Raw genomic sequence first — 23,880 nt, forward strand, 5'->3', positions numbered from 1 at the left:
GCTAGTCGAGCGGTGCGGTGCGCCGCCACGGCCGCAGCGTCTCCAACTGCCCCGCCACGTCCAGGAGTACGGGTTCCGAGCCGGGCCTTCCCACGAGCTGCACGGCGCACGGGGCGCCCGACGTCGACGTGCCGAACGGGACGGACATCGCGGGCCAGCCGGTCAGATTCCAGGGCGGCGTCATCGGCGAGCAGCCGGTGTTGACCAGCAGGTTGCGCAGCCAGCCCCGCTCGTGCCAGGCCGCCGCGGCCGGTCCGCGCCGGGCGAGCGCCGGGGTCAGCAGCACGTCGTGCTCCGCGAAGAACGGCTCCAGCCGCCGGCGCAGCTCCGCACGCCGGTCACCGCCGCTGACGCTCCGCGCGAAGCGGCGTCCCACGGCCGCGTGGACACGGGTGCGCCGGGTGAGCCGGCGCGGGTCGAGATCCTCGGCGTCCACCGCGGTGCCCGCGGTCCAGTGGGCCAGCGAGGTGGTGCCGAGCCACCACGGGTACGGGGGGTCCGCGGGCCGTACCCGGTGACCGGCGCCCGCCAGCAGTCCCGCGGCCTCGCGGGCGGCGGTCGTGTACGGCCGGGTGACGCGCACCCCGACGAGCGGGCTGCGCAGGGAGAGGGCGATGCTGCGCCCCGCGTCCCCGGAGGGGCGTGCCGCGTCGCTGTCCGTCCCGGGGGCACCGGCGGTACCGGCGAGGACCGAGAACATCAGACGGGCGTCCTCGACGGTGGTCGCGAGCGGCCCGTTCTCCGACATGCCGAACCAGTCCCCGTGACCGATGCCGGCCGGGACCACGCCGTACCCCGGCTTCAGTCCGACGAGCCCGCAGTGGGCGGCCGGGATCCGCAGTGACCCCATCCCGTCCTTGCCGAGGGCGAGCGGCACCAGCCCGGCGGCGACCGCGGCCGCGCTGCCGCCCGACGAACCGCCCGCCGTGCGGGAGGTGTCCCAGGGGTTGCGCGCGATGCCGTGCACCCCGTCCGTGGTCCCGAAGACGCAGAGCTCCGGCACGTTCGTCACGCCCACCACGACGGCACCCGCGGCACGCAGCCGCGCCACCGTGACGTGGTCGTGGACGGCGGGAGTGTCCGCCGTCGCCGCCGTGCCGTTGCGGGTGGCCTCACCCCGTACGGGCAGGTTGTCCTTCACCGCCAACGGGACCCCCGCGAGGGGGAGTTCCGCCAGGTCCGGGCGGGCGGCGACCTCGTCGGCCTCGGCGAGCGCCGCGTCCGCCCGCACCTTGCGGAAGGCGCCGACCCGGGCGTCGAGGCGCTCGATCCGCGCGAGGTGCTCGGCCACCACCTCGCGCGGTGTGACCCTCTTCCCGCGCACGGCGGCGGCTATGTCGGCGGCGGTCCGGCCGGCCCAGCTGGTCACGGGCGCTCCTTGTCGGTGGGTGCACCGCACGGTGGGGCGCGGCGGGTTCCTCGTCGGGCAACGCGGGCTTACTCACGAGTAGTAGGGAGCACTGTGCCCGGAGAGGGGGCCGCGCGTCGAGCCCCCTCGGCCGGCCGTCCCGGTGGTTGCGACTCCTCACGTGCGTAACCCCGGCACCCGGGCCCTCCGGCACCCCGAGGTCCCCGGCGCCCGGGACCAGCGGGCGCCCGGGACCTCGGGCACCCGGGACCTCCGGCACCCGGGCCCGACGGTTCAGCGGTCGGCGGTCACGTCCCGCGGGGCCCCGTGCTGTCCCGTTCGATCAGCCGCGGCACCGGGACCTGCACCGTGCGGGCCGGGCCGCCGTCCAGCAGCGCCGTCAGCTCCTGCGCGGCGGTGCGCCCGAACTCCACGGTGTCGCGGGAGAGCGCGGAGAGCCACGGCTTGACCATGCGGCACAGCGCGGAGTCCTCCCAGGCCACCACCGACACGTCCCCGGGAACCGAGAAGCCGAGCTCGGCCGCGGCGGCCACCCCGGCGACCGCCATCACGTCGTTGTCGTAGACCAGCGCGGTCGGCGGTGTGCCCTGCTCCAGGACGCGGCGGGTCACCGCCGCGCCCTGCGCGTCCGAGTAGTCCGTGGTCACCGAGCGCACCTCGGCCAGACCGCGCCGGCCGGCCTCGTCGCGCAGCGTACGGATCCGGCGCTCGGTGTGCGCGAGGCCGGGCAGGCCCGCGATGTGCACGATCCGGCGGTGCCCGAGGGCATGCAGCTCGCCGACGACCGCGGCCATCGCGCCGGCGTCGTCCGCCCATACGACGGACAGCCCCGGGTGCCCCGCGTCGGGCACCCCGCCGATGACCACGGCGGGCAGGCCCAGCTCGTCGAGGAGGTCAGGCCGAGGGTCGTCGGTGCGCGGATCGACGACCAGCACACCGTCCACGCGGTGCTCGGCCCACCACCGCCGGTACACCGCGCACTCGGCGGCCACGTCCTCGACCACCTGGAAGAGCAGGCCGAGATGGCGCTCGGCCAGCACTTCCTGGATCCCCGAGATCAGCTGCAGGAAGAACGAGTCCACGCCCAGGGTGTCCGCCGGACGCGCCACCACGAGGCCGACGGTGGCCGTGCCCTCGCCGGACAGCTGCCGCGCCGCCGTGCTGGGCCGCCAGCCCAGCTGTTCGGCGACCCGGCGCACCCGGTCCCGCGTCACCTCGGAGACTCCGGGCCGGTCGTTCAGCGCGAAGGAGACCGCGCTCTCGGAGACCCCGGCACGCTGCGCGATGTCCTTCATCGTCGGCCGGCGCGCGGGGGATCGCTTGGCTGACACACCTGGCCCCTTTCCCGTGGCTTGCGGCCGTCAGCGTACCGCAGCCGACTGCTGACTAAAGCGCTTGAGCCTCAGCTGACTAAAGCGCATTAGTCATAGGTGGATACGGATTCATGAAGCGGTCCTGACCTGGTAATTCGCCCGGCTGGTGAATTTCGTGCGCGCGAATGCATTGACTTCCCGGCGGGCCTGCGTGCAAGGTCTGCGACGGCACCCGTTCATCCCCTGCGAAGGAGCCCCATCCGTGCGTATCTCCCGCAGAGCCCTCGCCGCCGCCGTAGCCGTCGTCCTGCCGCTCAGCGCCTGCGGCTCCGGGGACGACGGCAGCGGCTCGACGGACGCCTCCGGCAGGATCGAGGGCGACATCACGTTCCAGACCTGGAACCTGCGAGCGAACTTCAAGCCGTACTTCGAGGGTGTGATCGCCGACTTCGAGAAGAAGTACCCCGGCACGCACGTGAAGTGGGTCGACCAGCCCGCCGAGGGCTACGCCGACAAGATCAGCGCGGACGCGGCCGGCGGCACCCTGCCGGACGTCGTCAACGTCTCGCCCGACCTCGTCGCCCCGCTCGCCCGGGCGGGCCTCGCCCTCGACCTCGACAAGGCCGCCGGGAAGTACCGGAAGGAGTACCTGGACGGCGCCTGGGCCAGCCACCGGATACCGGGCATGACCGGCACGTACGCGTTCCCCTGGTACCTGAACACGGGCCCGCTGTTCTACAACAAGAGCCTCTTCGAGCAGGCCGGGCTCGATTCCTCGAAGCCTCCGAAGACGTATGACGAACTCTTCGCCGACGCGCTGCAACTGGCGAGGAAGAGCAAGGGCGAGGTGGCCACGCTCGCCAACGTGCCCACCATCGAGGACTTCGGCCGCTACGGCGTCCGGCTGATGAACGAGGAAGGCACCAAATTCGCCTTCGACGAGGCCAAGGGCATCGAACTCCTCACCAAGTACAAGGAGTTGTACGACGCCAAGGCGCTCGACTCGCAGGCGCTGACCGCGACCCCCGAGTCGTCCGGCAAGAAGTTCCTCACCGGGGCCGTCGCCATGAACCCCGGCAGCGCGCTGGATCTGGGCAACTTCAAGAAGCAGGCGCCGAACCTGTACAAGAACATCGGCATCACGGACCAGATCACCAGCACCGGCAAGGTGAACATGTACGTGATGGGCGTGATGGTGAACTCACGGACCAAGCAGAAGCCCGCCGCGGTCGCCTTCGCGCACTACGTCACCGACGCGAAGAACCAGATGTCGTTCGCCAGGAAGGTCGCGATCTTCCCGAGCACCGCCGGATCGCTGGACGACCCGTACTTCACCAAGGAGGACGGGACCGACGAGACCCGGGTGCGCGTCGCCGCCGCCAAGTCCCTGAAGAACGCGGTGAACTACACACCGGTCCTGTTCAGCGAACAGATGAAGACCGCGCTGCGCAACGAGGTCGCCAGGGCGCTGCAGGGCAGACAGAGCCCCGAAGTGGCCCTTGACAACGCTGTCAAGGCCTGCGACCGGCTCCTCCGGCAGCAGGGCTGAACCGGCATGGCGAGTTCCACGCTCTCCCGGGTGAGCGGTCCGCGGCGCGAGACGCCTCCCGGTCCAAAGGGGCGTCCCCGCCGCGTGCGACGCCATCTCCCGTCCAGCCCCTGGCTGTTCGCCGCGCCAGGCCTGCTGATCACGGGCGCGTTCATCCTCTACCCGTTCGTCTCCACGCTGGTCAACGCCTTCACCGACCGGCGGACCCTGATCCCCGGCCGGTTCGTGGGCCTGGACAACTTCCGGGAGCTGCTGCACGACGAGATGTTCTGGATCGGCCTGCGCAACAGTGCCCTGTACGTCGTCGGGGTCGTCCCCGCCCTCGTCCTGCTGCCGCTGCTGCTCGCCCTGCTGGTCCGGAAGAACATCCCCGGCATCACCTTCTTCCGGTCGGCGTTCTACACCCCCGTCGTCGCGTCCGTCGTCGTGGTCGGACTGATCTGGGTGTGGCTCCTGGACGAACGCGGCCTAATCAACTCGCTGCTGGAGGGGATCGGTGCCGACCGGGTCGGCTTCCTGAGCGACCAGTGGCTGCTGCTGATGAGCGCCATGGCCGTCACGGTCTGGAAGGGCCTCGGCTACTACATGATCATTTATCTGGCCGCGCTCGCCGACGTGCCGCGCGAACTGCACGAGGCTGCCGCGGTGGACGGTGCGGGTACGGTGCGCCGCTTCCTCACGGTGACCGTGCCCGCCGTCCGCTCCACCATGGTGCTGGTCGGCGCGCTCTCCTCCGTCGCCGCCTTCAAGGTCTTCTCCGAGGTGTACCTGATGGCGGGACCGGACGGCGGCCCGGCGGGCGAGGACACCACGCTCGTCATGCTCGTCCAGCGCACCGGTACCGGCCTCACCGGCCGGGTCGGCTACGCGTCCGCCCTCTCGGTCGTCGTCTTCGTCGTCACCGTCGCGCTCATGCTGCTCGTGCTGCGCACCGACCGGAAGGAGGACGCGTGACCACCCCCGAGAAGGCGCCCGGACTCAGGCAGGCACCCGGGGAAACCGCCCGCACCCCGCGGCGGCGTGTCACCGACGAGTACGGCCGGCGCATCAGCGTCCGCGAACTCGCCCTGCGCTACCTCCTGTTGCTCGCCGTCCTCGCGCTCACCGTCGGCCCCTTCGGCTGGCAGCTGTCCACCTCGCTCAAGGGCCCCACCGAGGACATCTTCAGCTCGCCGCCGCGCTTCCTGCCGGACGACCCCACCCTGCACAACTACCGGCGCGTCGCCGACACCATCCCGGTCTGGGACTACGCCCTCAACTCGCTCAAGGTCGCCGGAGCCAACGTCGTCACGAACTGCGTGGGCTCGGCGCTCGCCGGCTACGCCCTGGCCCGGCTGCGCTACCGCGGACGCCGCATCGCCACGCTCGTCTTCATCCTGGCGATGCTCGTCCCCGTCGAGGGCATCATCATCGCCCAGTTCACGACCATGCGTGAGCTCGGCCTGAACAACACCCTCATCGGGGTCGTCCTGCCGGGCTGCATCGGCGCGATGAACGTGCTGCTGATGCGCAACGCCTTCCGCAACCTCCCGTACGAGATCGAGGAGGCGGCCTACGTCGACGGGGCGAACGCCTGGCAGCGGTTCCTGCGCATCGCGCTGCCGTCGGTGAAGGGCACCCTCGCCGTGGTCGCGATCTTTGCGTTCATGGGTGCCTGGGACGACTTCCTCTGGCCGCTCATCGTGCTCAGTGATCCGTCGAAGTTCACCCTGACCATCGGCCTCAACTATCTGCACGGCACCTTCGCCAACGACGAACGGCTGGTCGCCGCCGGCACGATCATCGCCGTGGCACCGCTGATCGCCCTGTTCGCCTGCCTCCAGCGGTACTTCTTCCGCGGCGTGGGCGAGGGCGCTGTGAAGGGATGAACCCGCGGAGAGGGGGCCGTGCCCCGTCCTCCTCGCGGCGCGCCGGGCCGCTCCCGCCACCACCCGATTCGCAAGGATCCCGTATGTCTTCTGCCGTGCGCTTCGGCGTCAACTACACCCCGAGCGAAGGGTGGTTCCACCACTGGCTCGACTTCGACCTCGACGCCGTCCGCGCCGACCTCGACTCCATCGCGCGGCTCGGTCTCGACCACATCCGGGTCTTCCCCCTGTGGCCCTACTTCCAGCCCAACCGCACCCTCATCCGCCCGCGCGCCGTCGAACAGCTCGTCGCCCTCGCCGACGCCGCCGCCGACCGGGGACTCGACGTCAACGTGGACGGTCTGCAAGGACACCTGTCCAGCTTCGACTTCCTGCCGGCGTGGACCCGGACCTGGCACCGGCGGAACATCTTCACCGACCCCGAAGTGACCGCGGGCGAGGCAGAGTTCGTGCGCACGCTCGCCACCGCACTCGCCGACCGGCCCAACTTCATCGGCATGACCGTCGGCAACGAGATCAGCCAGTTCGCGGCGGGCCCGCACCCCGACCCGGACCGCATCACGCCCGCGGAGGCGGAGGCCTGGCTGCTGACCCTGCTCGCCGCCTGCGAGAAGGGCGCCCCCGGCAAGCTGCACCTGCACGCCTCCTACGACGCCACCTGGTACCAGGACGACCAGCCCTTCACCCCCGCGCACGCGGCACGGCTCGGCGCGGTCACCGCCGTGCACTCCTGGGTGTTCAACGGCACCGCCCAGCGCCACGGCCGTGCCGCCCCCGCCACCGAGCACCACGCCGCGTACCTCGTCGAGCTGTCCAAGGCCTGGGCGGACGACCCGCACCGGCCCGTCTGGCTCCAGGAGGTCGGCGCGCCCGCGCCCGTCATCCCCGCCGAGCACGCGGCCGCCTTCACCGAGGCGACCGTCACGAACGTGCTGGACTGCCCCGACCTGTGGGGCGTCACCTGGTGGTGCTCGCACGACGTGAGCCGCGGCCTCGCCGACTTCCCCGAACTCGAGTACTCCCTCGGCCTGTTGACGAACGACCGGCGGACAAAGCCCGCCGGGGAGACCTTCGCGCGGATAGCCGCGGAGCGGCGGACCCACCGCCCCGTGCCACGCACCACCGCGCTGGTCGTCGACCCCACGCCGGGCCGCTCGGTCTGCGCGCCCGGCGGACCGGTCTTCGAGGCCTTCGCCCGGCTGGCCGGCGACGGCGCCCGCCCCACCACCGTGCTGGCGAGCCGCGCCGACGACACGGAACACCTCACCTCCCGCGGCATCACCGAGACCGTCACCCCCGACCAGGTCACCACGTGACCTGCCGCACCACGAACACCTGGCAAGCACCGTAGTCCGTCCCCCAACGTTACGGAGCACACCGTGAACCTCAGCAGACGCACCGTCCTGCTCGCCGGAGCCGGCGCCGTCGCGGGACTCGTCCCCGGCCCGTCCGCCACGGCCGGCGCGGCCACCCGGGACCTCCAGCCGTACGCCTCCTACTGGTACCCCGACTCGCTGCCCTCCGGCACCCCGGGCGCCGGCATCACCTGGCGCAGCCTGAAGACCTGGCGCGCCGCGGACGACACGGACCTCGCGTTCAACGCGGCGTCCGTCCCGCTCGCCACGCGCTTCACACCGAAACCGGCGAACCGGACGGCGCGTGCGGGCCAGGCCCGGATCCAGTCCCTCGTCTCCTTCGGTCCGACGGCGGGCAACCCCTCCCAGGGCGCACCGACCGCCGACTACTACGCCCTGACGCACTGGGCGTACATCGAGGAACTCGTCTTCTGGGGCGGCTCGTCCGGAGAGGGCCTGATCCTCGCCCCCAACGCGCCGGTCGTCGACGCCGCCCACCGCCATGGCGTACCCGTCCTGGGCAACGTCTTCCTGCCGCCCGCCGCCTACGGCGGACAGCTGCGGTGGACCCGCGACCTCGTCCAGAGGGACTCCACCGGGAACTTTCCGCTCGCCGCGCAACTCGTCGCGGTCGCCGCCGCGTACGGCTTCGACGGCTGGTTCGTCAACGCCGAGACCGGCGGCGGCGACGCCGCCCTCGCCGCCGACATGCTCGGCTTCCTCAAGGAGCTCAAGGCACTCGGAACGGCGAAGGGCCAGCGGGTCACCTGGTACGACTCGATGACCGCCGACGGCTCGGTCAGCTGGCAGGGCGCGCTGAACAGCCGGAACAGGGCGTTCTTCCAGACGGCCGACTCCATGTTCGTCGACTTCCGCTGGTCGCGGAGCACACTCGCCACCTCGGGCACGGCAGCACAGCGACTCGGCCGCAGCCGCTATGAGTTGTGGGCGGGCGTCGACGTCGAGGCGAACGGCACGAACACGTCCGTCGACTGGGACGCCGTCGTGCCGGCCGACAAGGCCCACGTCGTCTCCGTGGGCCTCTACCGTCCCGAGTGGACCCGCAACCACCTGCCCGCGGACCGCACCCCGGGAGACTTCCACGCGGCCGACGACGCGTTCTGGACCGGCGCCTCACGCGACCCCTCCACGCCCGACCCGGCCGCCCGCTGGCGGGCTCCGGCCGTCTCCGTCGCCGACCGCTCGACCGTCTCCGCGCTCCCCTTCGCGACCACCTTCAACACCGGCCACGGCCAGAAGTGGTACGACGGCGGCAAGATCACCTCGGACCGGGCATGGAACCATCTCGGGCTCCAGGACCGGCTGCCCTCCCGCCGCTGGGTCGTGCGCACCACCGGCCGCCGCCCCGACGTCACCTTCGACTTCGCGGACGCCTGGCGCGGTGGCAGCAGCCTGCTCGTCGCCGGCACGCTCGACGCGACGGTCACCCTGGACCTGTACGTCACCCGGCTGCCGCTCGGCACGGACACCGTCGTCGAACTGACCCACCGCACGGACGCGGGCGCGGTCAGGACCGAGCTGGCCGTCGCCACCGCCGAACCCGGCACGGCGGGCGGGGCACTCCCGTACACCTACTTCCCCGTCGAGGCGGGCAGCGGCGGCTGGCGGACCTTCACCGTGCGTCTGACCGGCCTGACCGGAACCATCCGGGCGCTGGGCGTCCGGCTCACCCCGAGCGGCGGCACCCCGGTCCGCCACCGGCTGGGCGGACTCGCCGTCCGGAACGCGTCGGCGACCCCCGAAGCGCCCGCCGGCCTGCGGATCACCGACGCCGACGGCGGCGACCTGCGCCTCGCGTGGCAGGCCGCCCCCGGCGCCGTACGCCACTACGAGCTGTACCGCACCCTCCCCGACGGCACGCGCCGCTTCCTCGGCGGCACCTGCCAGAGCGCGTTCTTCGTCAAGGGGCTCGCCCCCGAGCAGCAGGAGACCGCCGCACGGTTCGAAGTACGCGCGGTGGGGGAGCTGTTCACCATCTCCACCGCCGCCACGACCACCCATACCTGGTAGCCCGCACCCACACCCACGGAGCACTCCATGCATGACGACCGCACCCTGGTCGAAGCCCGCCTCAAGCGCGTCCTCGACGAGCGCATCCGCCCCGCCGTGTATCCCCGGTCCGTACCGCTGGACGTGGCGGTGTGGAACGCGCCCGGCGAGCCCGTGCCGGTCGCCGAAGGACTGGCGGCCGACGCGACACCGGTCGAGGTCGGCGCGCGCTGGGGTGCTCCGTGGGGCACCAGCTGGTTCCAGGTCACCGGAACCGTCCCGAAGGAGTGGGCGGGACGGACCGTCGAGGCGATCCTCGACCTCGGCTTCGACGAGAACATGCCCGGCTTCCAGTGCGAGGGCCTCGTCTACCGGCCCGACGGCACCCCCGTGAAGGGACTCAACCCCCGCAACCAGTGGGTGCGGATCGGCGCGCCCGCCGAGGGCGGCGAGGAGGTCCGGCTGCACATCGAGGCCGCCTCCAACCCGGTCATCCTCGACTACCACCCCTTCGTGCCGACCCGGCTCGGCGACAAGGAGACGGCGGGCAGCGAACCGCAGTACACCCTCACCCGCATGGATCTGGCCGTCTTCGACGAGACGGTGTGGCAGCTGGTCATCGACCTGGAAGTGCTCGGCGAGCTGATGGCCGAGCTGCCCGTGGAGTCCGCGCGGCGCTGGGATCTGCTGCGCGCGGTGGAACGCGCCCTGGACGCGGTCGACCTCCAGGACGTGAACGGCACGGCCGCCGCCGCACGCTCCCGGCTCGAAGGAGTACTCGCCGCGCCCGCCGTGCCCTCCGCGCACCGCGTCAGCGCCGTCGGGCACGCGCACATCGACTCGGCGTGGCTGTGGCCGCTGCGCGAGACCGTCCGCAAGGTGGCCCGCACGACCGCCAACATGACCGCTCTGCTGGAGGACGAGCCCGACTTCGTCTTCACCATGTCCCAGGCCCAGCAGTGGGCGTGGGTCAAGGAGCACCGGCCCGAGGTGTGGGCGCGCGTGAAGAAGGCCGTCACGGACGGGCGGTTCGTACCCGCCGGCGGCATGTGGGTCGAGTCCGACACGAACATGCCCGGCTCGGAGGCGATGGCCCGTCAGTTCGTGCACGGCAAGCGGTTCTTCCTGGACGAGTTCGGCATCGAGAACGAGGAGGCCTGGCTGCCCGACACCTTCGGCTTCGCCGCGGGCCTCCCGCAGATCATCAAGGCGGCGGGCTCCAAATGGCTGCTCACCCAGAAGATCTCGTGGTCGCAGACCAACAGGTTCCCCCACCACACCTTCCAGTGGGAGGGCATCGACGGCACCCGGATCTTCACCCACTTCCCGCCCGTCGACACCTACAACTGCTCCATGAGGGGCAGCGAGATCGCGCACGCCGCGAGCAACTTCAAGGACAAGGGGGTCGCCCGGCACTCCCTGGCACCCACCGGCTGGGGTGACGGCGGCGGCGGCACGACACGCGAGATGGTCGCCAAAGCGGCCCGGCTGCGCGACCTGGAGGGCTCCGCGACCGTCGTCTGGGAAGCTCCCGAGGAGTTCTTCAAGAAGGCGGAGGCCGAGTACCCGAACGCGCCCGTATGGGTGGGCGAGCTGTACCTGGAACTGCATCGCGCCACGCTCACCAGCCAGGCGAGGACCAAGCAGGGCAACCGCCGCAGCGAGCACCTCCTGCGCGAGGCCGAACTCTGGGCGGCGACCGCGGCCGTACGCACCGGATTCATCTACCCCTACGAGGAGTTGGACCGCATCTGGAAGACGGTCCTGCTCCACCAGTTCCACGACATCCTGCCCGGCTCGTCCATCGCCTGGGTGCACCGGGAGGCACGCAGGACGTACGAGCGGGTCGCCGAGGAGCTGAACGCCGTCATCGACTCGGCGCAGCGTGCGCTGGCCGGCGAGGGTTCGGCCCCGCTGGTCTTCAACTCGGCGCCGCACAGCCGCGACGGGGTCCCGGCGGGCGGCGCCCGGACCCCGGCCGTCCTGGGCGAGACCGCCCTCGAACCCCGCCCGGACGGCGGCTACGTCCTGGACAACGGGATGATGCGGGTCGGGATCGACGCGCGGGGGCTGGTCGTCTCCGCCTACGACCTGTCCGCCGACCGGGAGACGGTGGCCCCTGGACAGGCGGCCAACCTGCTGCAGATCCACCCCGACTTCCCGAACATGTGGGACGCCTGGGACGTCGACGAGTTCTACCGGAACACGGTCACCGACCTGGTCGACGCCGACGAGGTCGCGCCGGGGGAGGACGGTGTCTCGGTACGGGTCGTCCGCACCTTCGGGGCGTCGCGGGTCACCCAGGTGCTGTCGCTGGCGCCCGGCGAGCAGCGCCTCGGCATCGACACCGAGGTCGACTGGCACGAGACCGAGAAGTTCCTGAAGCTGGCCTTCCCGCTCGACGTGCACGCCGAACGGTACGCGTCCGAGACCCAGTTCGGGCACGTCCACCGGCCGACGCACACCAACACCAGCTGGGAGGCCGCCAAGTTCGAGGCGTGCAACCACCGCTTCGTGCACGTCGAGGAGCCCGGGTGGGGCGTGGCGGTCGTGAACGACTCGACGTACGGCCACGACGTGACCCGTACCGTGCGCGACAGCGACTCCGGTACGACCACCACGGTGCGGGTCTCGCTGCTGCGCGCCCCGCGCTTTCCCGACCCCGAGACCGACCAGGGTGTGCACCGGTTCCGGCACGCGCTGGTGCCGGGCGCGGCGGTCGGCGACGCGGTGCGCGAGGGGTGGCGGATCAACCTGCCCGAGCGCCGGGTGACCGGCTCCCAGGAGGTCGCGCCGCTGGTGACCGTCGAGCAGGACGCGGTCGTGGTGACGGCGGTCAAGCTCGCCGACGACGGCAGCGGGGACGTGATCGTGCGGTTCCACGAGTCGCGGGGCGGGCGGTCGCGGGCGACGCTCACGCCGGGTTTCGCGTTCGAGGAGGTCGTGGTGACGGATCTGCTGGAGCGGCCGCTTGCCGGGGCGGGGGCGCCTGAGCGGGACGGGGCGCGGCTGCGGGTGGCGTTGCGGCCGTTCGAGTTGGTGACGCTTCGGTTCGGGCGGGGGTGACGGGTCCCTGCCGTGGCTGGCCGGGGTTTCCCCGGCCCGCTTTCCTGACCCGTCCCCGGGGGTTCCCTGCGCCGGTCCCGGTGGGGCTCGCGCCTTCCCCCTTCCCGTCCCGACTCGGGGCTCCGCCTCGGGCCCCGCTCCTCAAGCGCCGGAGGGGCTGGGGGATTGGTCCCGACTCGGGGCTCTGCCCGGGGCCCCGCTCCTCAAGCGCCGGAGGGGCTGGGGGATTGGTCCCGACTCGGGGCTCTGCCCCGGGCCCCGCTCCTCAAGCGCCGGAGGGGCTGGGGGAGCGGTCCCGACTCGGGCCCCGCTCCTCAAGTGCCGGAGGGCTTGAAATTATCGGTCGGCGCTCGATGCCGCTCCGTCTGCGGTTCCAGCTGCGTCCGCAGCCATTGCTCCACCTCGCCCACGTGGGCCGCCGCTGCCGCTCGGGCCGCTTCCGGGTCGTGGGCGAGCAGGGCGCGGTGGATCGCCGCGTGCTCGCGGCGGGTGCGTTCGAAGGCGCCCTGTTCCTGGTAGCCGCGCCACACCCGCATGCGGAAGGTGCGGGAGGAGAGTCCCTCCAGGATCGCGGCCATCGTCTCGTTGCCTGCCGCCGCCACGACGGCGCGGTGGAAGGACAGGTCGTGCGCGAGGATCTCCTCGGGGTCGTCCGTCGCGTTCATGGCCAGCAGGTGTTCCCCGACCTCGGCTAGCTGGTCGGGGGTGATCCGCGCGGCGGCCAGCGCGGTCGCAGTCGATTCGAGGATCCGGCGCACCTCGAGCAGTTCGACGAGTCGCGGTCCCCGGGAGAGGTCGGCCACGATCCCGAAGGTCTCCAGGAGGTCCCCGGCCTGCAACTGCGTGACGTAGATGCCCGATCCGTGCCGGGCCTCCAGCACCCCGAGGACCGTGAGCGCACGGATGGCCTCGCGCATCGAGCTGCGGGACATGCCGAGCCGGGCCGCGAGATCCCGCTCGGTCGGCAGCCGCTGCCCGGGTTCCAGGCGGCCCTCGCCGATCATCGCCTTGATCCGCTCGATGGCGCGCTGCGTCACCGTGCCCTTCGGCGGGGCGGCCTCCGTCTCCTGGGGCTCGCTCTCGTCCACGCCGCTTCCTCCTGTTGCTGGGTGCGCGCAGTGTAACCAGCCAGGTGGTCGGACCACTGCCGTCGGAAACCGGGACGACTTGACTCCAGAGGGTGGTGTGGGCCTCAAGTGGTCTGATAAATATTCGTCCGGTTGGCAAGGCGGCTTCCCTGGCCGGGCCCGGGAGACCGACCCCCGGCCTGCGTTCGCGCCCAACCCGAGCCCCGGACCGGAAGGCCTCCAATGTCCCCGACCGCCGCCCGCGTCACCGCGGTCGACACCTACGACATCCGCTTCCCCACCTCGCGCGAGCTCGACGGGTCCGACGCGATGAACCCGGACCCCGACTACTCGGCGGCGTACGTCGTGCTGCGCACCGACGCGGCCGACGCCATCGAGGGCCACGGCTTCGCCTTCACCATCGGGCGGGGCAACGAGGTCCAGGTCGCCGCGATCGAAGCGCTACGGGCGCACGTGACCGGACGGTCCGTCGACGAGCTGTGCGCCGACCCCGGCTCCCTGAGCCGGGATCTGATCGGCGACAGCCCGCTGCGCTGGCTCGGGCCCGAGAAGGGCGTGATGCACATGGCGATCGGCGCCGTCGTCAACGCCGCGTGGGACCTGGCCGCCAAACGTGCGGGAAAGCCGCTGTGGCAGCTGCTCGCGGACGCCGAACCGGAATGGCTGGTGCGGCAGGTCGACTTCCGCTACCTCACGGACGCCCTCACCCCCGACGAGGCGCTGGAGCTGCTGCGCCACGGCCGGCAGGGGCCGCCGAACGCGTGGTGGCCCTGCGCGAGCAGGGTTTCCCCGCCTACACGACCTCGCCCGGCTGGCTCGGCTACAGCGACGAGAAGCTCACCCGCCTCGCCGCTCAGGCGGTCGCCGACGGCTTCACCCAGATCAAGCTGAAGGTCGGCGCGGACCTGGCGGACGACCTGCGCCGCTGCCGTGTCGCCCGTTCCGTGGTCGGACCCGGCATCCGCGTCGCCATCGACGCCAACCAGCGCTGGGACGTCGACGAGGCGATCACCTGGGTCGGCGCTCTCGCCGAGTTCGCGCCCTACTGGATCGAGGAGCCGACCAGCCCCGACGACATCCTCGGACACGCGGCCGTCCGCCGGGCCGTCGCACCGGTGAAGGTCGCCACCGGTGAGCACGTGCAGAACCGCATCGTCTTCAAGCAGCTGCTCCAGGCAGGCGCCGTCGACATCCTCCAGCTCGACGCGGCGCGGGTCGGCGGCGTCAACGAGAACCTCGCGATCCTGCTGCTCGCCGCCAAGTTCGGCGTGCCCGTCTGCCCGCACGCCGGCGGTGTCGGGCTGTGCGAACTCGTCCAGCACCTCTCGATGTTCGACTTCGTGGCACTCGCCGGCACCACCGACGACCGGGTCATCGAGTACGTCGACCATCTGCACGACCACTTCGTGGACCCCGTGGTGATCCGCGACGGCCACTACACCGCACCCACCGCGCCCGGCTTCTCGGCGACCATGCGGCCCGAGTCCGTCGCGGAGTTCACCTTCCCCGGCGGTACCTTCTGGGCAGCCGACCTCGCGCAGCACTCACTCACCGGCCCGGAGGACGAGACGGCATGACGAACATTCAGGGAATGGACGACTTCGCGGGACTGAGGGCGCTCGTGACGGGCGGCGCCTCCGGCATCGGCCGCGCCACCGCCGGCCTCCTCGCCGCCCGCGGCGCCCGGGTCGCCGTGCTCGACCTCGATCCGAGCGGTGTGGAGGAGCCCCTGCTCGCGTACCGGGCCGACGTCGCCGACGACGCGTCCGTCCGGGACGCCGTGGCCGCTGCGGTCGCGGACCTCGGCGGCCTGGACGTCCTGGTCAACAACGCGGGCATCGGCGCCCAGGGCACCGTCGAGGACAACGACGACGAGCAGTGGCACCGGGTCCTGGACGTCAACGTCCTCGGCATCGTGCGCACGACCCGCGCCTCGCTGCCCGCCCTGCGGGAGTCCGCGCACGCGGCCGTCGTGAACACCTGCTCCGTCGCCGCCACCGCCGGCCTGCCCCAGCGCGCCCTCTACTCCGCCTCCAAGGGCGCGGTCCTCTCCCTCACCCTCGCGATGGCCGCCGACCACGTCCGGGAGGGCATCCGCGTCAACTGCGTCAACCCCGGCACCGTCGACACTCCCTGGGTGGGACGCCTGCTCGACGCGGCCCCCGACCCCGGCGCCGAACGGGCCGCGCTCGAAGCGCGTCAGCCCACCGGACGCCTCGTCTCGGCGCCCGAGGTCGCCGGCGCCGTCGCGTACCTGGCGAGCCCGCTCTCCGGCGCCACCACCGGCACCGCCCTCGCCGTGGACGGCGGCATGCAGGGACTGCGCCTGCGCCCGGCGGCCCGGTGAGCAGGCTCGGGAGCAGCCGTGTGGAGGTCGGTGACCTCGGCTTCGGCGCCGCGGGCATCGGCAACCTGTACACCGCGGTCGGTGAGGAGCAGGCGCGTGAGGCCGTGGACGCGGCCTGGGCCGCGGGCATCCGCTACTTCGACACCGCGCCCCACTACGGTCTCGGTCTCTCCGAACGCCGCCTCGGGGCGGCCCTGCGCGACAGGCCCCGCGCCGGCTACACCCTCTCCACCAAGGTCGGCCGCCGCCTGGAGCCCCATGACGCGGGCGGTGACGACCTCGCCAACGGCTTCGCCGTGCCCGCGACCCACCGCCGCGTCTGGGACTTCAGCGCGGACGGTGTACGGCGCGGCCTGGACGCGAGCCTGACCCGCCTCGGCGTCGACCACGTGGACGTCGTCTACCTCCACGACCCCGACGACCACGCCGAGCAGGCGTTCCGCGAGGGCTACCCCGCCCTGGAGAAGCTGCGCTCGGAAGGTGTGGTGGGTGCGATCGGCGCCGGGATGAACCAGACCGCGATGCTCACCCGCTTCCTGCGCGAGACGGACGTCGACGTCGTCCTGTGCGCGGGCCGCTACACCCTGCTGGACCACCGGGCACTGACCGATCTGCTGCCCGCCGTCCTGGACCGCGGCGCCTCCGTCGTCGTGGGCGGTGCCTTCAACTCCGGCCTGCTGGCCGACCCGAGACCGGGCGCGACGTACGACTACGCGGCCGCACCACCCGAGTTGCTGGACCGGGCCCTGCGCCTTAAGACGCTCGCCGAGCGGCACGGCACCACGCTGCGCGCCGCCGCCCTGGCCTTCTCCGCCGCGCACCCGGCGGTGGCGAGCGTCCTGGTCGGCGCCCGCTCGTCCCCCGAAGTCCGGGACTGCGCGGCGCAGTTCACGACACCGGTGCCGGCCGGCTTCTGGCAGGAACTGCGCGACGCCCGCCTGCTGCCCGAGGACGCCCCCGTACCCGTACCGGGAGAGCAGCCGTCGTGAGAGTCGCATCGCACACTAGGGTCCGCGCGGACCGCGTCGCCGCCTGCGAGACCGCTCACCGCGATGACTGCGGCGAGGGTGCCGGTGCGGGCCCGCCCGTGCTGGGCAAGCTGCCGTGACCGTCGACGCACACCACCACGTGTGGGACCTCACCGTCCGCGACCAGGACTGGATCACCGGGCCGCAGCTGCGGCCCCTGCGGCGGGACTTCACGGTCGCGGACCTCGCGCCACAGGCCCGGGCGGCGGGTGTCGAGCGCACGGTGCTCGTCCAGACGGTCACCGTGCCCGAGGAGACCCCCGAGTTCCTGGCGCTAGCGCTGGAGAGCGACCTGGTCGGGGGAGTGGTCGGGTGGACCGACCTCACGCGGCCCGACGTCGCCGGGGAACTGGCGCGCCTGGCGGAACTGCCCGGCGGCCGGCACCTCAAGGGCGTCCGCCATCAGGTCCAGTCGGAGCCCGACCCCGCCTGGCTGCTGCGGCCGGACGTGCGGCGGGGACTGTCCGCCGTCGCGGCGGCGGGGCTCGTGTACGACCTGGTGGTCCTGCCGGACCAGCTCCCGTCCTGCGTCGGGGCGGCCGCCGCCCTGCCCGGACTCACCTTCGTCCTGGACCACGCGGGCAAACCGCCTGTCGCCTCCGGTGAGCTGGAGCCGTGGGCGTCCGGCGTCCGGGCACTCGCCGCCCTCCCCAACACGGTCTGCAAACTGTCCGGTCTGGTCACCGAGGCCGACCCCGCGCGGTGGACGGCCGACGACCTGCGCCCCTACGCCGACACGGTTCTGGACGCCTTCGGCCCCGGCCGCCTGATGTTCGGCTCGGACTGGCCGGTGTGCACCCTGGCGGCGAGCTACCCCCAAGTCGTGCGATGCGCACAGGAGTTGACCAGGCGACTGAGCGCGAGTGAACGCGCCGACGTATTCACGAACACCGCGGCCCGCGTCTACCGCCTCTGAGACCCCGGGGCCAGCCGCGTCGGCGGCAGGAAGTCCCGCACATAGGTCCGCTCCCAGCACGCTCCCGTCTCCCGCAGCTCGCGCCAGGTCGTGCAGCGGTAGTGGAAGAGCCGGGCCCGCACGAAGCGCGGCGGGGCGTCCAGGGGGAACGGTGACCGGCGCAGGAGCCGCAGCGTGTCACGGTCGTTCTCCAGCAGCCGCTCGACCAGGGCGCCGAACCACGGCTCCGCGTACGCAGGGGAGAGGGCCGCGAACCACATCATCCAGTCGAGCCGCAGATGGTACGGGGCGAACTGGCGCGGCCAGCGCCGCGGATCACCGGGCTTGCCCCGGAACTCGTACTCCCGCCAGTCCGAGTCCGCGCGCCCCACCTCGTCCGCGGTGCCCTCGACCACCACCTCGTACCGGATGCGGCTGACACTGCCGAAGGCGCCGTACGTGTTGACCAGGTGCAGCGGGTCGAACGAGCGGTTCATGACCTGACGCCGGGACACCAGGTTGCGTGCCGGACGGTAGCTCAGGCCCAGCAGCAGTGCGGCGACGGTCAGGACGACGACCTCGTACCAGAGCGGTGCCGCGGGCGTCTTCGGTGTGGTGGCCGGGAGTTCCAGCGCGGACAGCGCCAGCACGATCGTGACCCAGTTCAGCCAGGAGAAGTTGCCCGACAGGACCAGCCACAGCTGGGTGACGATCATCAGCGCCGCGGCCACCGTGGCTACCGGCTGCGGCGCGAACAGCAGCACAGGCACCACGAGTTGGGTGAAATGGTTGGCGGCGGCCTCGACGCGGTGCACCGGCTTCGGCAGGTGGTGGAAGAACCAGCTCAGCGGACCGGGCATCGGCTGCGTCTCGTGGTGGTGGTCCAGGCACGTCAGCCTGCGCCAGCACACGTCACCGCGCAGCTTGATCAGCCCCGCCCCGAACTCGACCCGGAACAGCACCCAGCGCAGCAGGAAGAGGACGACGACCGGCGGCGCCACCTCGTCGTTGCCGAGGAACACCGCGAGGAACCCGGTCTCCAGGAGCAGGGACTCCCAGCCGAAGCCGTACCAGGTCTGACCGACGTTGACGATCGACAGGTACAGCGCCCACGGGACGAGCCACAGCAGCATCGCGCCCCACAGGGGGAGCCGCGCGTCGAGGCCCCCCAGCAGCGCCGCCGACACCGCGCAGCCCGCCCAGGACCAGGCCGCGAAGAACCGGTCGGAGTAGTGCAGCTGGAACACGCTCGGTGCCCTGCGGAACGGCACCCGGGCCACGAAGCGGGGCACGGGCAGCATGCCGCGCTCTCCGAGCAGCGCCCGGAACTGCAGCGCCGCCGTCAGGAACGCGACCAGGTACACAGCCGCCAGCCCCCGCTGGAAGACCACCCGGCTCACCCAGTACTCGGGTGCCGTGAACCACTCCACGCCCGCCTCCTCACTCCTGCCCGGTCCGCCGCTCACCGAACGGGTCCCCGCCGCCGGACACCCCGACACCGCGTCCCGGCCGTCGGACCCTCACCCGTCACCCGTACGCCGCAACCGGCCCCGGCAGCGTGCCGGGCCGCACCACAGCGCGTCCCGAAAGCGCCCACAAGTCGAATAATCGGGCAGATCCTGGCAAGGTGGGCGCATGGTTGATCGGGGAGCGAGCGCCCTGTCACTCCCGGACGACTGGCCCGCCCGCCCGGATCCGATCATGGCGCTCAACCGCATGGGCAGCTTCGACTGGAACCTGGACACGGCTGTCATGTACATGGACGTCCAGGCACTGGCCGTGTTCGACATGAGCCCGGACGATTACGACGGCCACCCGCAGACCCTGGGTGCGCGGGTACCGCATGCCGACGCCCACGGCCTGGACACCATGGTCTCCCAGGCACTCAAGGACGGCAGCGCCAACTACGGCGTCTACTTCCGCGTCCGCCACCGGGACGGCTCCCTGCACTGGACCCACACCCAGGGCTACATCCACCGCGACGGCACCGGCCGCCCCCGCCGCATCCTCGGCATCGTCCGCGACGCCACCCAGGAGCTGAGCGAGAGCGCCGAGCGCCGGGAGCAGGCCGCCGGGGACGAGGCGCGGCGCCAGCAGACGAACGTCGTGCAGATCACCACGGCCGCGCTCGCGCACGCCCGCACCGTCGCGGACGTCATCGACGTCCTCGAGGACACCCAGGGCGTCACCCACCTGGGCGCCACCAGCCTGGTCATGGGCCTGCTGGAGGCCGGCCGGATCCGCCTCGTCGCCGCGGGCCCCGAGGACAGCTACGTGCCCGGCACCCGGGTCACCCGCATCGACGAGCGATACCCGATGAACGAAGTCGTCCGGACCCTCGTGCCGCACTTCATCGAGTCGCCCGAGGAGTTCGCCGAGGCCTACCCCCTGCTCTGGCCCAACATCACCGATCTGAAGATCACCTCGGCCGCCTACCTCCCGCTCATCGTGCAGGCCAGACCCATCGGCGCGATCGGGCTGCTCTACAACGACCGGCGCGGCTTCACGGCGGAGGAGCGCAACGTCCTGGTCGCCCTCGGCAGCAGCATCGCCCAGAGCCTCCAGCGGGCCATGTTCTTCGAGCAGGAGAAGGACCTCGCCCAGGGCCTCCAGCAGGCCATGCTGCCGCGCTCGATCCCGAGCGTGCCCGGCGCCGACCTCGCCGTCCGCTACCGCTCCGCCGCCCTCGGCCGGGACATCGGCGGCGACTGGTACGACCTGATCCCCCTGCCCGGCGGGCGCGTCGGCGCCGTCATCGGCGACGTCCAGGGCCACGACACCCACGCCGCCGCCGTCATGGGCCAACTGCGCATCGTGCTGCGCGCCTACGCGGCCGAGGGGCACACACCCGCCACCGTGATGGCCCGCGCCTCCGTCTTCCTTCACGAACTCGACACCGACCGCTTCGCGACCTGCCTGTACGCCGAGGCCGACCTGTCCACCGGAGTCGTCCAGGTGGTCCGGGCCGGCCACATCGATCCGATCGTGCGGCACACCGACGGCACCTGCCGGCGGCTCCCCGTCGAGGGGGGACTGCCGCTCGGTCTGTCCGCGGAGTTCGGCAGCCTCGAATACCCGGTCGACACCGTCGAGCTCGACCCCGGCCAGACCCTGCTGCTCTTCACCGACGGACTCGTCGAGCAGCCCGGCATCGACCTCGACGAGGGCATGCGCACCCTCCGCGAGCTCGTCCGCTCGGGCCCCGACGACGTCAGCGACCTCGCCGACCGCCTCATCGAGGTGGCCGAGGAGCGCTCCGGCGACGACGACGTGGCCCTGCTCCTGCTGCGCCGCCGCGGCCCCACCCGGCAGACCGGCGGACGGCTCCAGCAGCACGTCGCGCCCGGCGACCCCGAGGCACTCACCGAAGCGCGGCACATGATCCGCGCCGCGGTCCGCGCCTGGGGCGCCGGCGACCGCGCCGACGAGATCGAACTGGTCGCCGACGAGCTGATCACCAACGCCCTCATGCACACCGAGGGCGCCGCCGTCGTCACCCTGCGCGCACTGACCGGTCCCGGCCGCAGGCTGCGCGTGGAGGTCGAGGACTCCTCCAGCGCGCTGCCGCGCCGCCGCGAGGCGGGCGAGTCCGGTGTCTCGGGGCGCGGCCTGCTGCTGGTCGACCTGCTCACCGACGGATGGGGCGTGGAGGCCCGGGGCGGCGGCAAGTGCCTGTGGTGCGAGTTCGCGGTCCCGGACCGGGACTGACGGACGGTTCCCCTGGCGCCGGCGGTGCCGGGTGGCACCCTGGACCTATGCCGGAACTGCCCGAGGTCGAAGCGCTCAAGGACTTCCTGGACGGCCATCTCGTCGGCCGGGAGATCGTCCGTGTCCTGCCCGTCGCGATCAGCGTCCTGAAGACGTACGACCCGCCGCTCGGCGCCCTGGAGGGCCGCGAGGTCACCGCGGTGCGCCGGCACGGCAAGTTCCTGGACATCGAGGCGGGCGGCCTGCACCTCGTGACGCATCTGGCCCGCGCGGGCTGGCTGCACTGGAAGGACAGCCTGCCCGACGGGCCGCCCCGCCCCGGCAAGGGTCCGCTGGCCCTGCGCGTGGCCCTGGGGACGGGCGAGGGCTTCGACCTGACGGAGGCCGGCACCCAGAAGCGCCTCGCCGTGTACGTGGTACGGGACCCGGCTGAGATCCCCGGCGTGGCCCGGCTCGGGCCGGACCCGCTCGCCGCCGACTTCGACGAGGGACGGTTCACGCGGCTGCTCGAAGGCGAGCGGCGGCAGCTGAAGGGCGCCCTGCGGGACCAGAGCCTGATCGCGGGCGTGGGCAACGCCTACAGCGACGAGATCCTGCACGCCGCGAAGATGTCGCCCTTCAAGCTGGCGTCCGCACTGGCACCCGAGGAGACCAGCCGGCTGTACGAGGCGCTGCGCGGCACGCTGACCGAGGCCGTCGAGCGGTCCCGCGGGGTGGCCGCGGGCCGGCTGAAGGCCGAGAAGAAGAGCGGCCTTCGGGTGCACGGCCGCACCGGGGAGCCCTGCCCGGTGTGCGGGGACACCATCCGCGAGGTGTCCTTCAGCGACTCCTCGCTGCAGTACTGCCCCACCTGCCAGACGGGCGGGAAGCCACTCGCGGACCGGAGACTGTCGCGGCTGCTCAAGTAGGGGGCGGCCGGTCCGGTCCGTCCGGCCGCGGGGCACAGGTCAGCGGGGGTCGAGGGTCACCAGGCGCTCGCCGTCCTTCGTGCGCACCTCGAACCGGCTGATCTCCCCCGGCTTGAACGCGGCGCCGCCGTGCATGCCGGACGCGTGGGACTCGTGCCCGGGGACCATCCAGCTCGTCGCCGTCTCCTCCGAGCCGTCCTTGCCCACCACCACGAGCCGGCAGGCGCGCGGACCGCCGGCGTCCTTGACCCGCACGTCGAACTCACTGCCCCAGACCCGGTCCGTCCATGTGACCTGCGCCCACACGCCACTGTGCGCGTCGGTCGCGGCGACCCGGTCGGGCGGGGAGTCGTGCGCCGTAACGACCGCGACGGCGGGCCCGCCCGCGGCGAGGACCACGGTGGCGGCCACGGCGAACAGCCAGCGCCTGCGTCCCGCCCGGTGGCGCGACGCCACCTCGCCGAGCAGCCGGTCAAGAAGCCGGGGCCCGGGAGCGGCGAAGGGATGCACGGCGCGCGGTGTCGCCCGCCGGTACAGCATCAACTGCCGTGCCGCGGGCCGGAATTCGCTCACGTGGGCGGTGCAGCTCGGACACCCCATGAGGTGGTCCTCGAAGCGGAAGGCATCCGCTTCGTCCAGCACGCCGAGCGTGTAGGCGCCGACGTCGCGATGGCGTTCCAGGGACCTCATACCAAATCCTCGTGCCGGGGGGCGGGGTGGGGTGGTGTTGCTGTTGCCCATCGGTACGGACCAGACCGCCGAATCATTCAAGCCCGGTGGGGAAACGGGGCGAGATGTTCGGAGCGGAGCGGCCCCCGGATTGGTCGGAGCCGGAAAATTTCCGCCGTCAGAAGAGATGGATCGCGAGGTGCCCCAGGGGCAGCCCCAGCTGCCAGGCCGGAGTCCACACCTTCGGCCCGTCGTCCTCGCCGGGGACCGGACCGCCGCCGGGCACCGCGTCCAGGTCGGGCGCGAGCAGCTCGGTCTCCTCCAGCCAGCGCCAGGCCGCCTCCGCCAGCTCCAGGTCCGGCGCGGGTCCGCCCGCCTCGGCCGACTCCTTCGCGACCCGCGCCATCCGCCCCCGCACCCAGTCCTGCCACGGCTGGTCGTACGCCGTCAGCGACAGCCAGGTCTCCAGCTGCGAGACGACACGGATGCCGGAGAGCTCGCCGCCGGTGTCGGACAGGAAGATCGTCAGCGCCAGGGCGTCACGGCCGGCGCGGAACTCGAAGGACGTGGGCGGCATCAGATCGCCGGTTCTCAGCAGTTCGTCGGCGATGTACTCGGCGTACAACCACGCCATGGGGACGGCCAGTTCACCGCCTCCGGTGCCGCCCGTGCTCTCTTGACCTCTGTGCAGCATCCCTTCCTGCCCT

At 72.3% G+C, this 23,880-nt stretch carries 17 protein-coding genes and 1 pseudogene; 12 read left to right on the forward strand and 6 right to left on the reverse strand.

From position 1 onward, the window contains the following. Position 1: 1 nt before the first annotated feature. A complete protein-coding gene (locus AC0ZLC_RS16345; RefSeq protein ID WP_476752681.1) occupies positions 2-1,369 on the reverse strand; it encodes an amidase in 1,368 nt (455 codons plus the stop codon). A 287-nt stretch (positions 1,370-1,656) separates the two neighbouring features. Continuing rightward, on the reverse strand, positions 1,657-2,700 hold the full coding sequence (locus tag AC0ZLC_RS16350; protein WP_476752682.1) for a LacI family DNA-binding transcriptional regulator: 1,044 nt from the start codon (positions 2,698-2,700) through the stop codon (positions 1,657-1,659). Between the two features lie 244 nt (positions 2,701-2,944). On the opposite strand from AC0ZLC_RS16350, the gene AC0ZLC_RS16355 reads away from it, so the two are divergent. The 6 genes from AC0ZLC_RS16355 (at position 2,945) to AC0ZLC_RS16380 (ending at position 12,530) form a co-directional block, all read left to right on the forward strand. After that, complete coding sequence (locus tag AC0ZLC_RS16355; RefSeq protein ID WP_476752683.1) at positions 2,945-4,231, forward strand: ABC transporter substrate-binding protein; 1,287 nt, start codon at positions 2,945-2,947, stop codon at positions 4,229-4,231. 6 nt (positions 4,232-4,237) lie between these two features. Next, complete coding sequence (locus AC0ZLC_RS16360) at positions 4,238-5,185, forward strand: carbohydrate ABC transporter permease (protein ID WP_476752684.1); 948 nt, start codon at positions 4,238-4,240, stop codon at positions 5,183-5,185. Continuing rightward, positions 5,182-6,099, forward strand: coding sequence for a carbohydrate ABC transporter permease (locus tag AC0ZLC_RS16365; RefSeq protein ID WP_476752685.1), 918 nt, complete (start codon positions 5,182-5,184; stop codon positions 6,097-6,099). Before AC0ZLC_RS16360 ends, AC0ZLC_RS16365 begins: the two co-directional genes overlap by 4 nt. Before the next feature lie 83 nt (positions 6,100-6,182). After that, entirely contained in the window at positions 6,183-7,415 is a 1,233-nt protein-coding gene (locus tag AC0ZLC_RS16370; RefSeq protein WP_476752686.1) for a glycoside hydrolase 5 family protein, read from the forward strand. Between the two features lie 63 nt (positions 7,416-7,478). Further along, positions 7,479-9,485: an endo-beta-N-acetylglucosaminidase gene (locus tag AC0ZLC_RS16375; protein ID WP_476752687.1), complete on the forward strand. Its 2,007-nt coding sequence runs from the start codon at positions 7,479-7,481 to the stop codon at positions 9,483-9,485. Between the two features lie 27 nt (positions 9,486-9,512). Beyond that, positions 9,513-12,530: an alpha-mannosidase gene (locus AC0ZLC_RS16380; RefSeq protein ID WP_476752688.1), complete on the forward strand. Its 3,018-nt coding sequence runs from the start codon at positions 9,513-9,515 to the stop codon at positions 12,528-12,530. A 314-nt stretch (positions 12,531-12,844) separates the two neighbouring features. On the opposite strand, the gene AC0ZLC_RS16385 is transcribed toward AC0ZLC_RS16380, so the two are convergent. After that, complete coding sequence (locus tag AC0ZLC_RS16385) at positions 12,845-13,618, reverse strand: FadR/GntR family transcriptional regulator (RefSeq protein WP_476752689.1); 774 nt, start codon at positions 13,616-13,618, stop codon at positions 12,845-12,847. 222 nt (positions 13,619-13,840) lie between these two features. On the opposite strand from AC0ZLC_RS16385, the pseudogene AC0ZLC_RS16390 reads away from it, so the two are divergent. The 4 genes and pseudogenes from AC0ZLC_RS16390 to AC0ZLC_RS16405 all read left to right on the forward strand — a co-directional run bounded on the left by AC0ZLC_RS16390 (position 13,841) and on the right by AC0ZLC_RS16405 (position 17,909). Beyond that, positions 13,841-15,195, forward strand: a pseudogene (locus AC0ZLC_RS16390) (L-fuconate dehydratase). 14 nt (positions 15,196-15,209) lie between these two features. Beyond that, positions 15,210-15,965, forward strand: coding sequence for an SDR family NAD(P)-dependent oxidoreductase (locus tag AC0ZLC_RS16395; protein ID WP_476752888.1), 756 nt, complete (start codon positions 15,210-15,212; stop codon positions 15,963-15,965). Beyond that, on the forward strand, positions 15,962-16,954 hold the full coding sequence (locus AC0ZLC_RS16400; RefSeq protein ID WP_476752690.1) for an aldo/keto reductase: 993 nt from the start codon (positions 15,962-15,964) through the stop codon (positions 16,952-16,954). Before AC0ZLC_RS16395 ends, AC0ZLC_RS16400 begins: the two co-directional genes overlap by 4 nt. Positions 16,955-17,069: 115 nt before the next feature. Further along, positions 17,070-17,909 (forward strand): amidohydrolase family protein, encoded by an 840-nt coding sequence (locus tag AC0ZLC_RS16405; RefSeq protein WP_476752691.1) that lies wholly within the window; start codon positions 17,070-17,072, stop codon positions 17,907-17,909. On the opposite strand, the gene AC0ZLC_RS16410 is transcribed toward AC0ZLC_RS16405, so the two are convergent. Further along, a complete protein-coding gene (locus AC0ZLC_RS16410) occupies positions 17,897-19,318 on the reverse strand; it encodes a lipase maturation factor family protein (RefSeq protein ID WP_476752692.1) in 1,422 nt (473 codons plus the stop codon). The two genes, AC0ZLC_RS16405 and AC0ZLC_RS16410, sit on opposite strands and share 13 nt — an antisense overlap. Before the next feature lie 205 nt (positions 19,319-19,523). Between AC0ZLC_RS16410 and AC0ZLC_RS16415 the strand changes: the two genes are divergently transcribed. Continuing rightward, positions 19,524-21,596, forward strand: coding sequence for a SpoIIE family protein phosphatase (locus AC0ZLC_RS16415; protein ID WP_476752693.1), 2,073 nt, complete (start codon positions 19,524-19,526; stop codon positions 21,594-21,596). Between the two features lie 47 nt (positions 21,597-21,643). Further along, positions 21,644-22,504, forward strand: a complete 861-nt coding sequence (locus AC0ZLC_RS16420) for an Fpg/Nei family DNA glycosylase (RefSeq protein WP_476752694.1) — start codon at positions 21,644-21,646, stop codon at positions 22,502-22,504. 39 nt (positions 22,505-22,543) lie between these two features. Here AC0ZLC_RS16420 and AC0ZLC_RS16425 read toward each other — a convergent pair whose 3' ends face one another. Both AC0ZLC_RS16425 and AC0ZLC_RS16430 read right to left on the reverse strand, forming a co-directional pair. After that, positions 22,544-23,194 (reverse strand): anti-sigma factor family protein, encoded by a 651-nt coding sequence (locus tag AC0ZLC_RS16425; RefSeq protein WP_476752695.1) that lies wholly within the window; start codon positions 23,192-23,194, stop codon positions 22,544-22,546. A 157-nt stretch (positions 23,195-23,351) separates the two neighbouring features. Further along, a complete protein-coding gene (locus AC0ZLC_RS16430) occupies positions 23,352-23,867 on the reverse strand; it encodes a hypothetical protein (RefSeq protein ID WP_476752696.1) in 516 nt (171 codons plus the stop codon). Between the last annotated feature and the right edge of the window lie 13 nt (positions 23,868-23,880).

The organism is Streptomyces sp. GLSS-08 (assembly GCF_056387915.1).

Coding starts and splice junctions, on each gene's coding strand:
- AC0ZLC_RS16360 (WP_476752684.1), top strand. CDS start 4,238: ATGGCGAGTTCCACGCTCTCCCGGGTGAGCGGTCCGCGGCGCGAGACG.
- AC0ZLC_RS16370 (WP_476752686.1), top strand. CDS start 6,183: ATGTCTTCTGCCGTGCGCTTCGGCGTCAACTACACCCCGAGCGAAGGG.
- AC0ZLC_RS16415 (WP_476752693.1), top strand. CDS start 19,524: ATGGTTGATCGGGGAGCGAGCGCCCTGTCACTCCCGGACGACTGGCCC.
- AC0ZLC_RS16380 (WP_476752688.1), top strand. CDS start 9,513: ATGCATGACGACCGCACCCTGGTCGAAGCCCGCCTCAAGCGCGTCCTC.
- AC0ZLC_RS16420 (WP_476752694.1), top strand. CDS start 21,644: ATGCCGGAACTGCCCGAGGTCGAAGCGCTCAAGGACTTCCTGGACGGC.
- AC0ZLC_RS16430 (WP_476752696.1), bottom strand. CDS start 23,867: ATGCTGCACAGAGGTCAAGAGAGCACGGGCGGCACCGGAGGCGGTGAA.
- AC0ZLC_RS16395 (WP_476752888.1), top strand. CDS start 15,210: ATGGACGACTTCGCGGGACTGAGGGCGCTCGTGACGGGCGGCGCCTCC.
- AC0ZLC_RS16425 (WP_476752695.1), bottom strand. CDS start 23,194: ATGAGGTCCCTGGAACGCCATCGCGACGTCGGCGCCTACACGCTCGGC.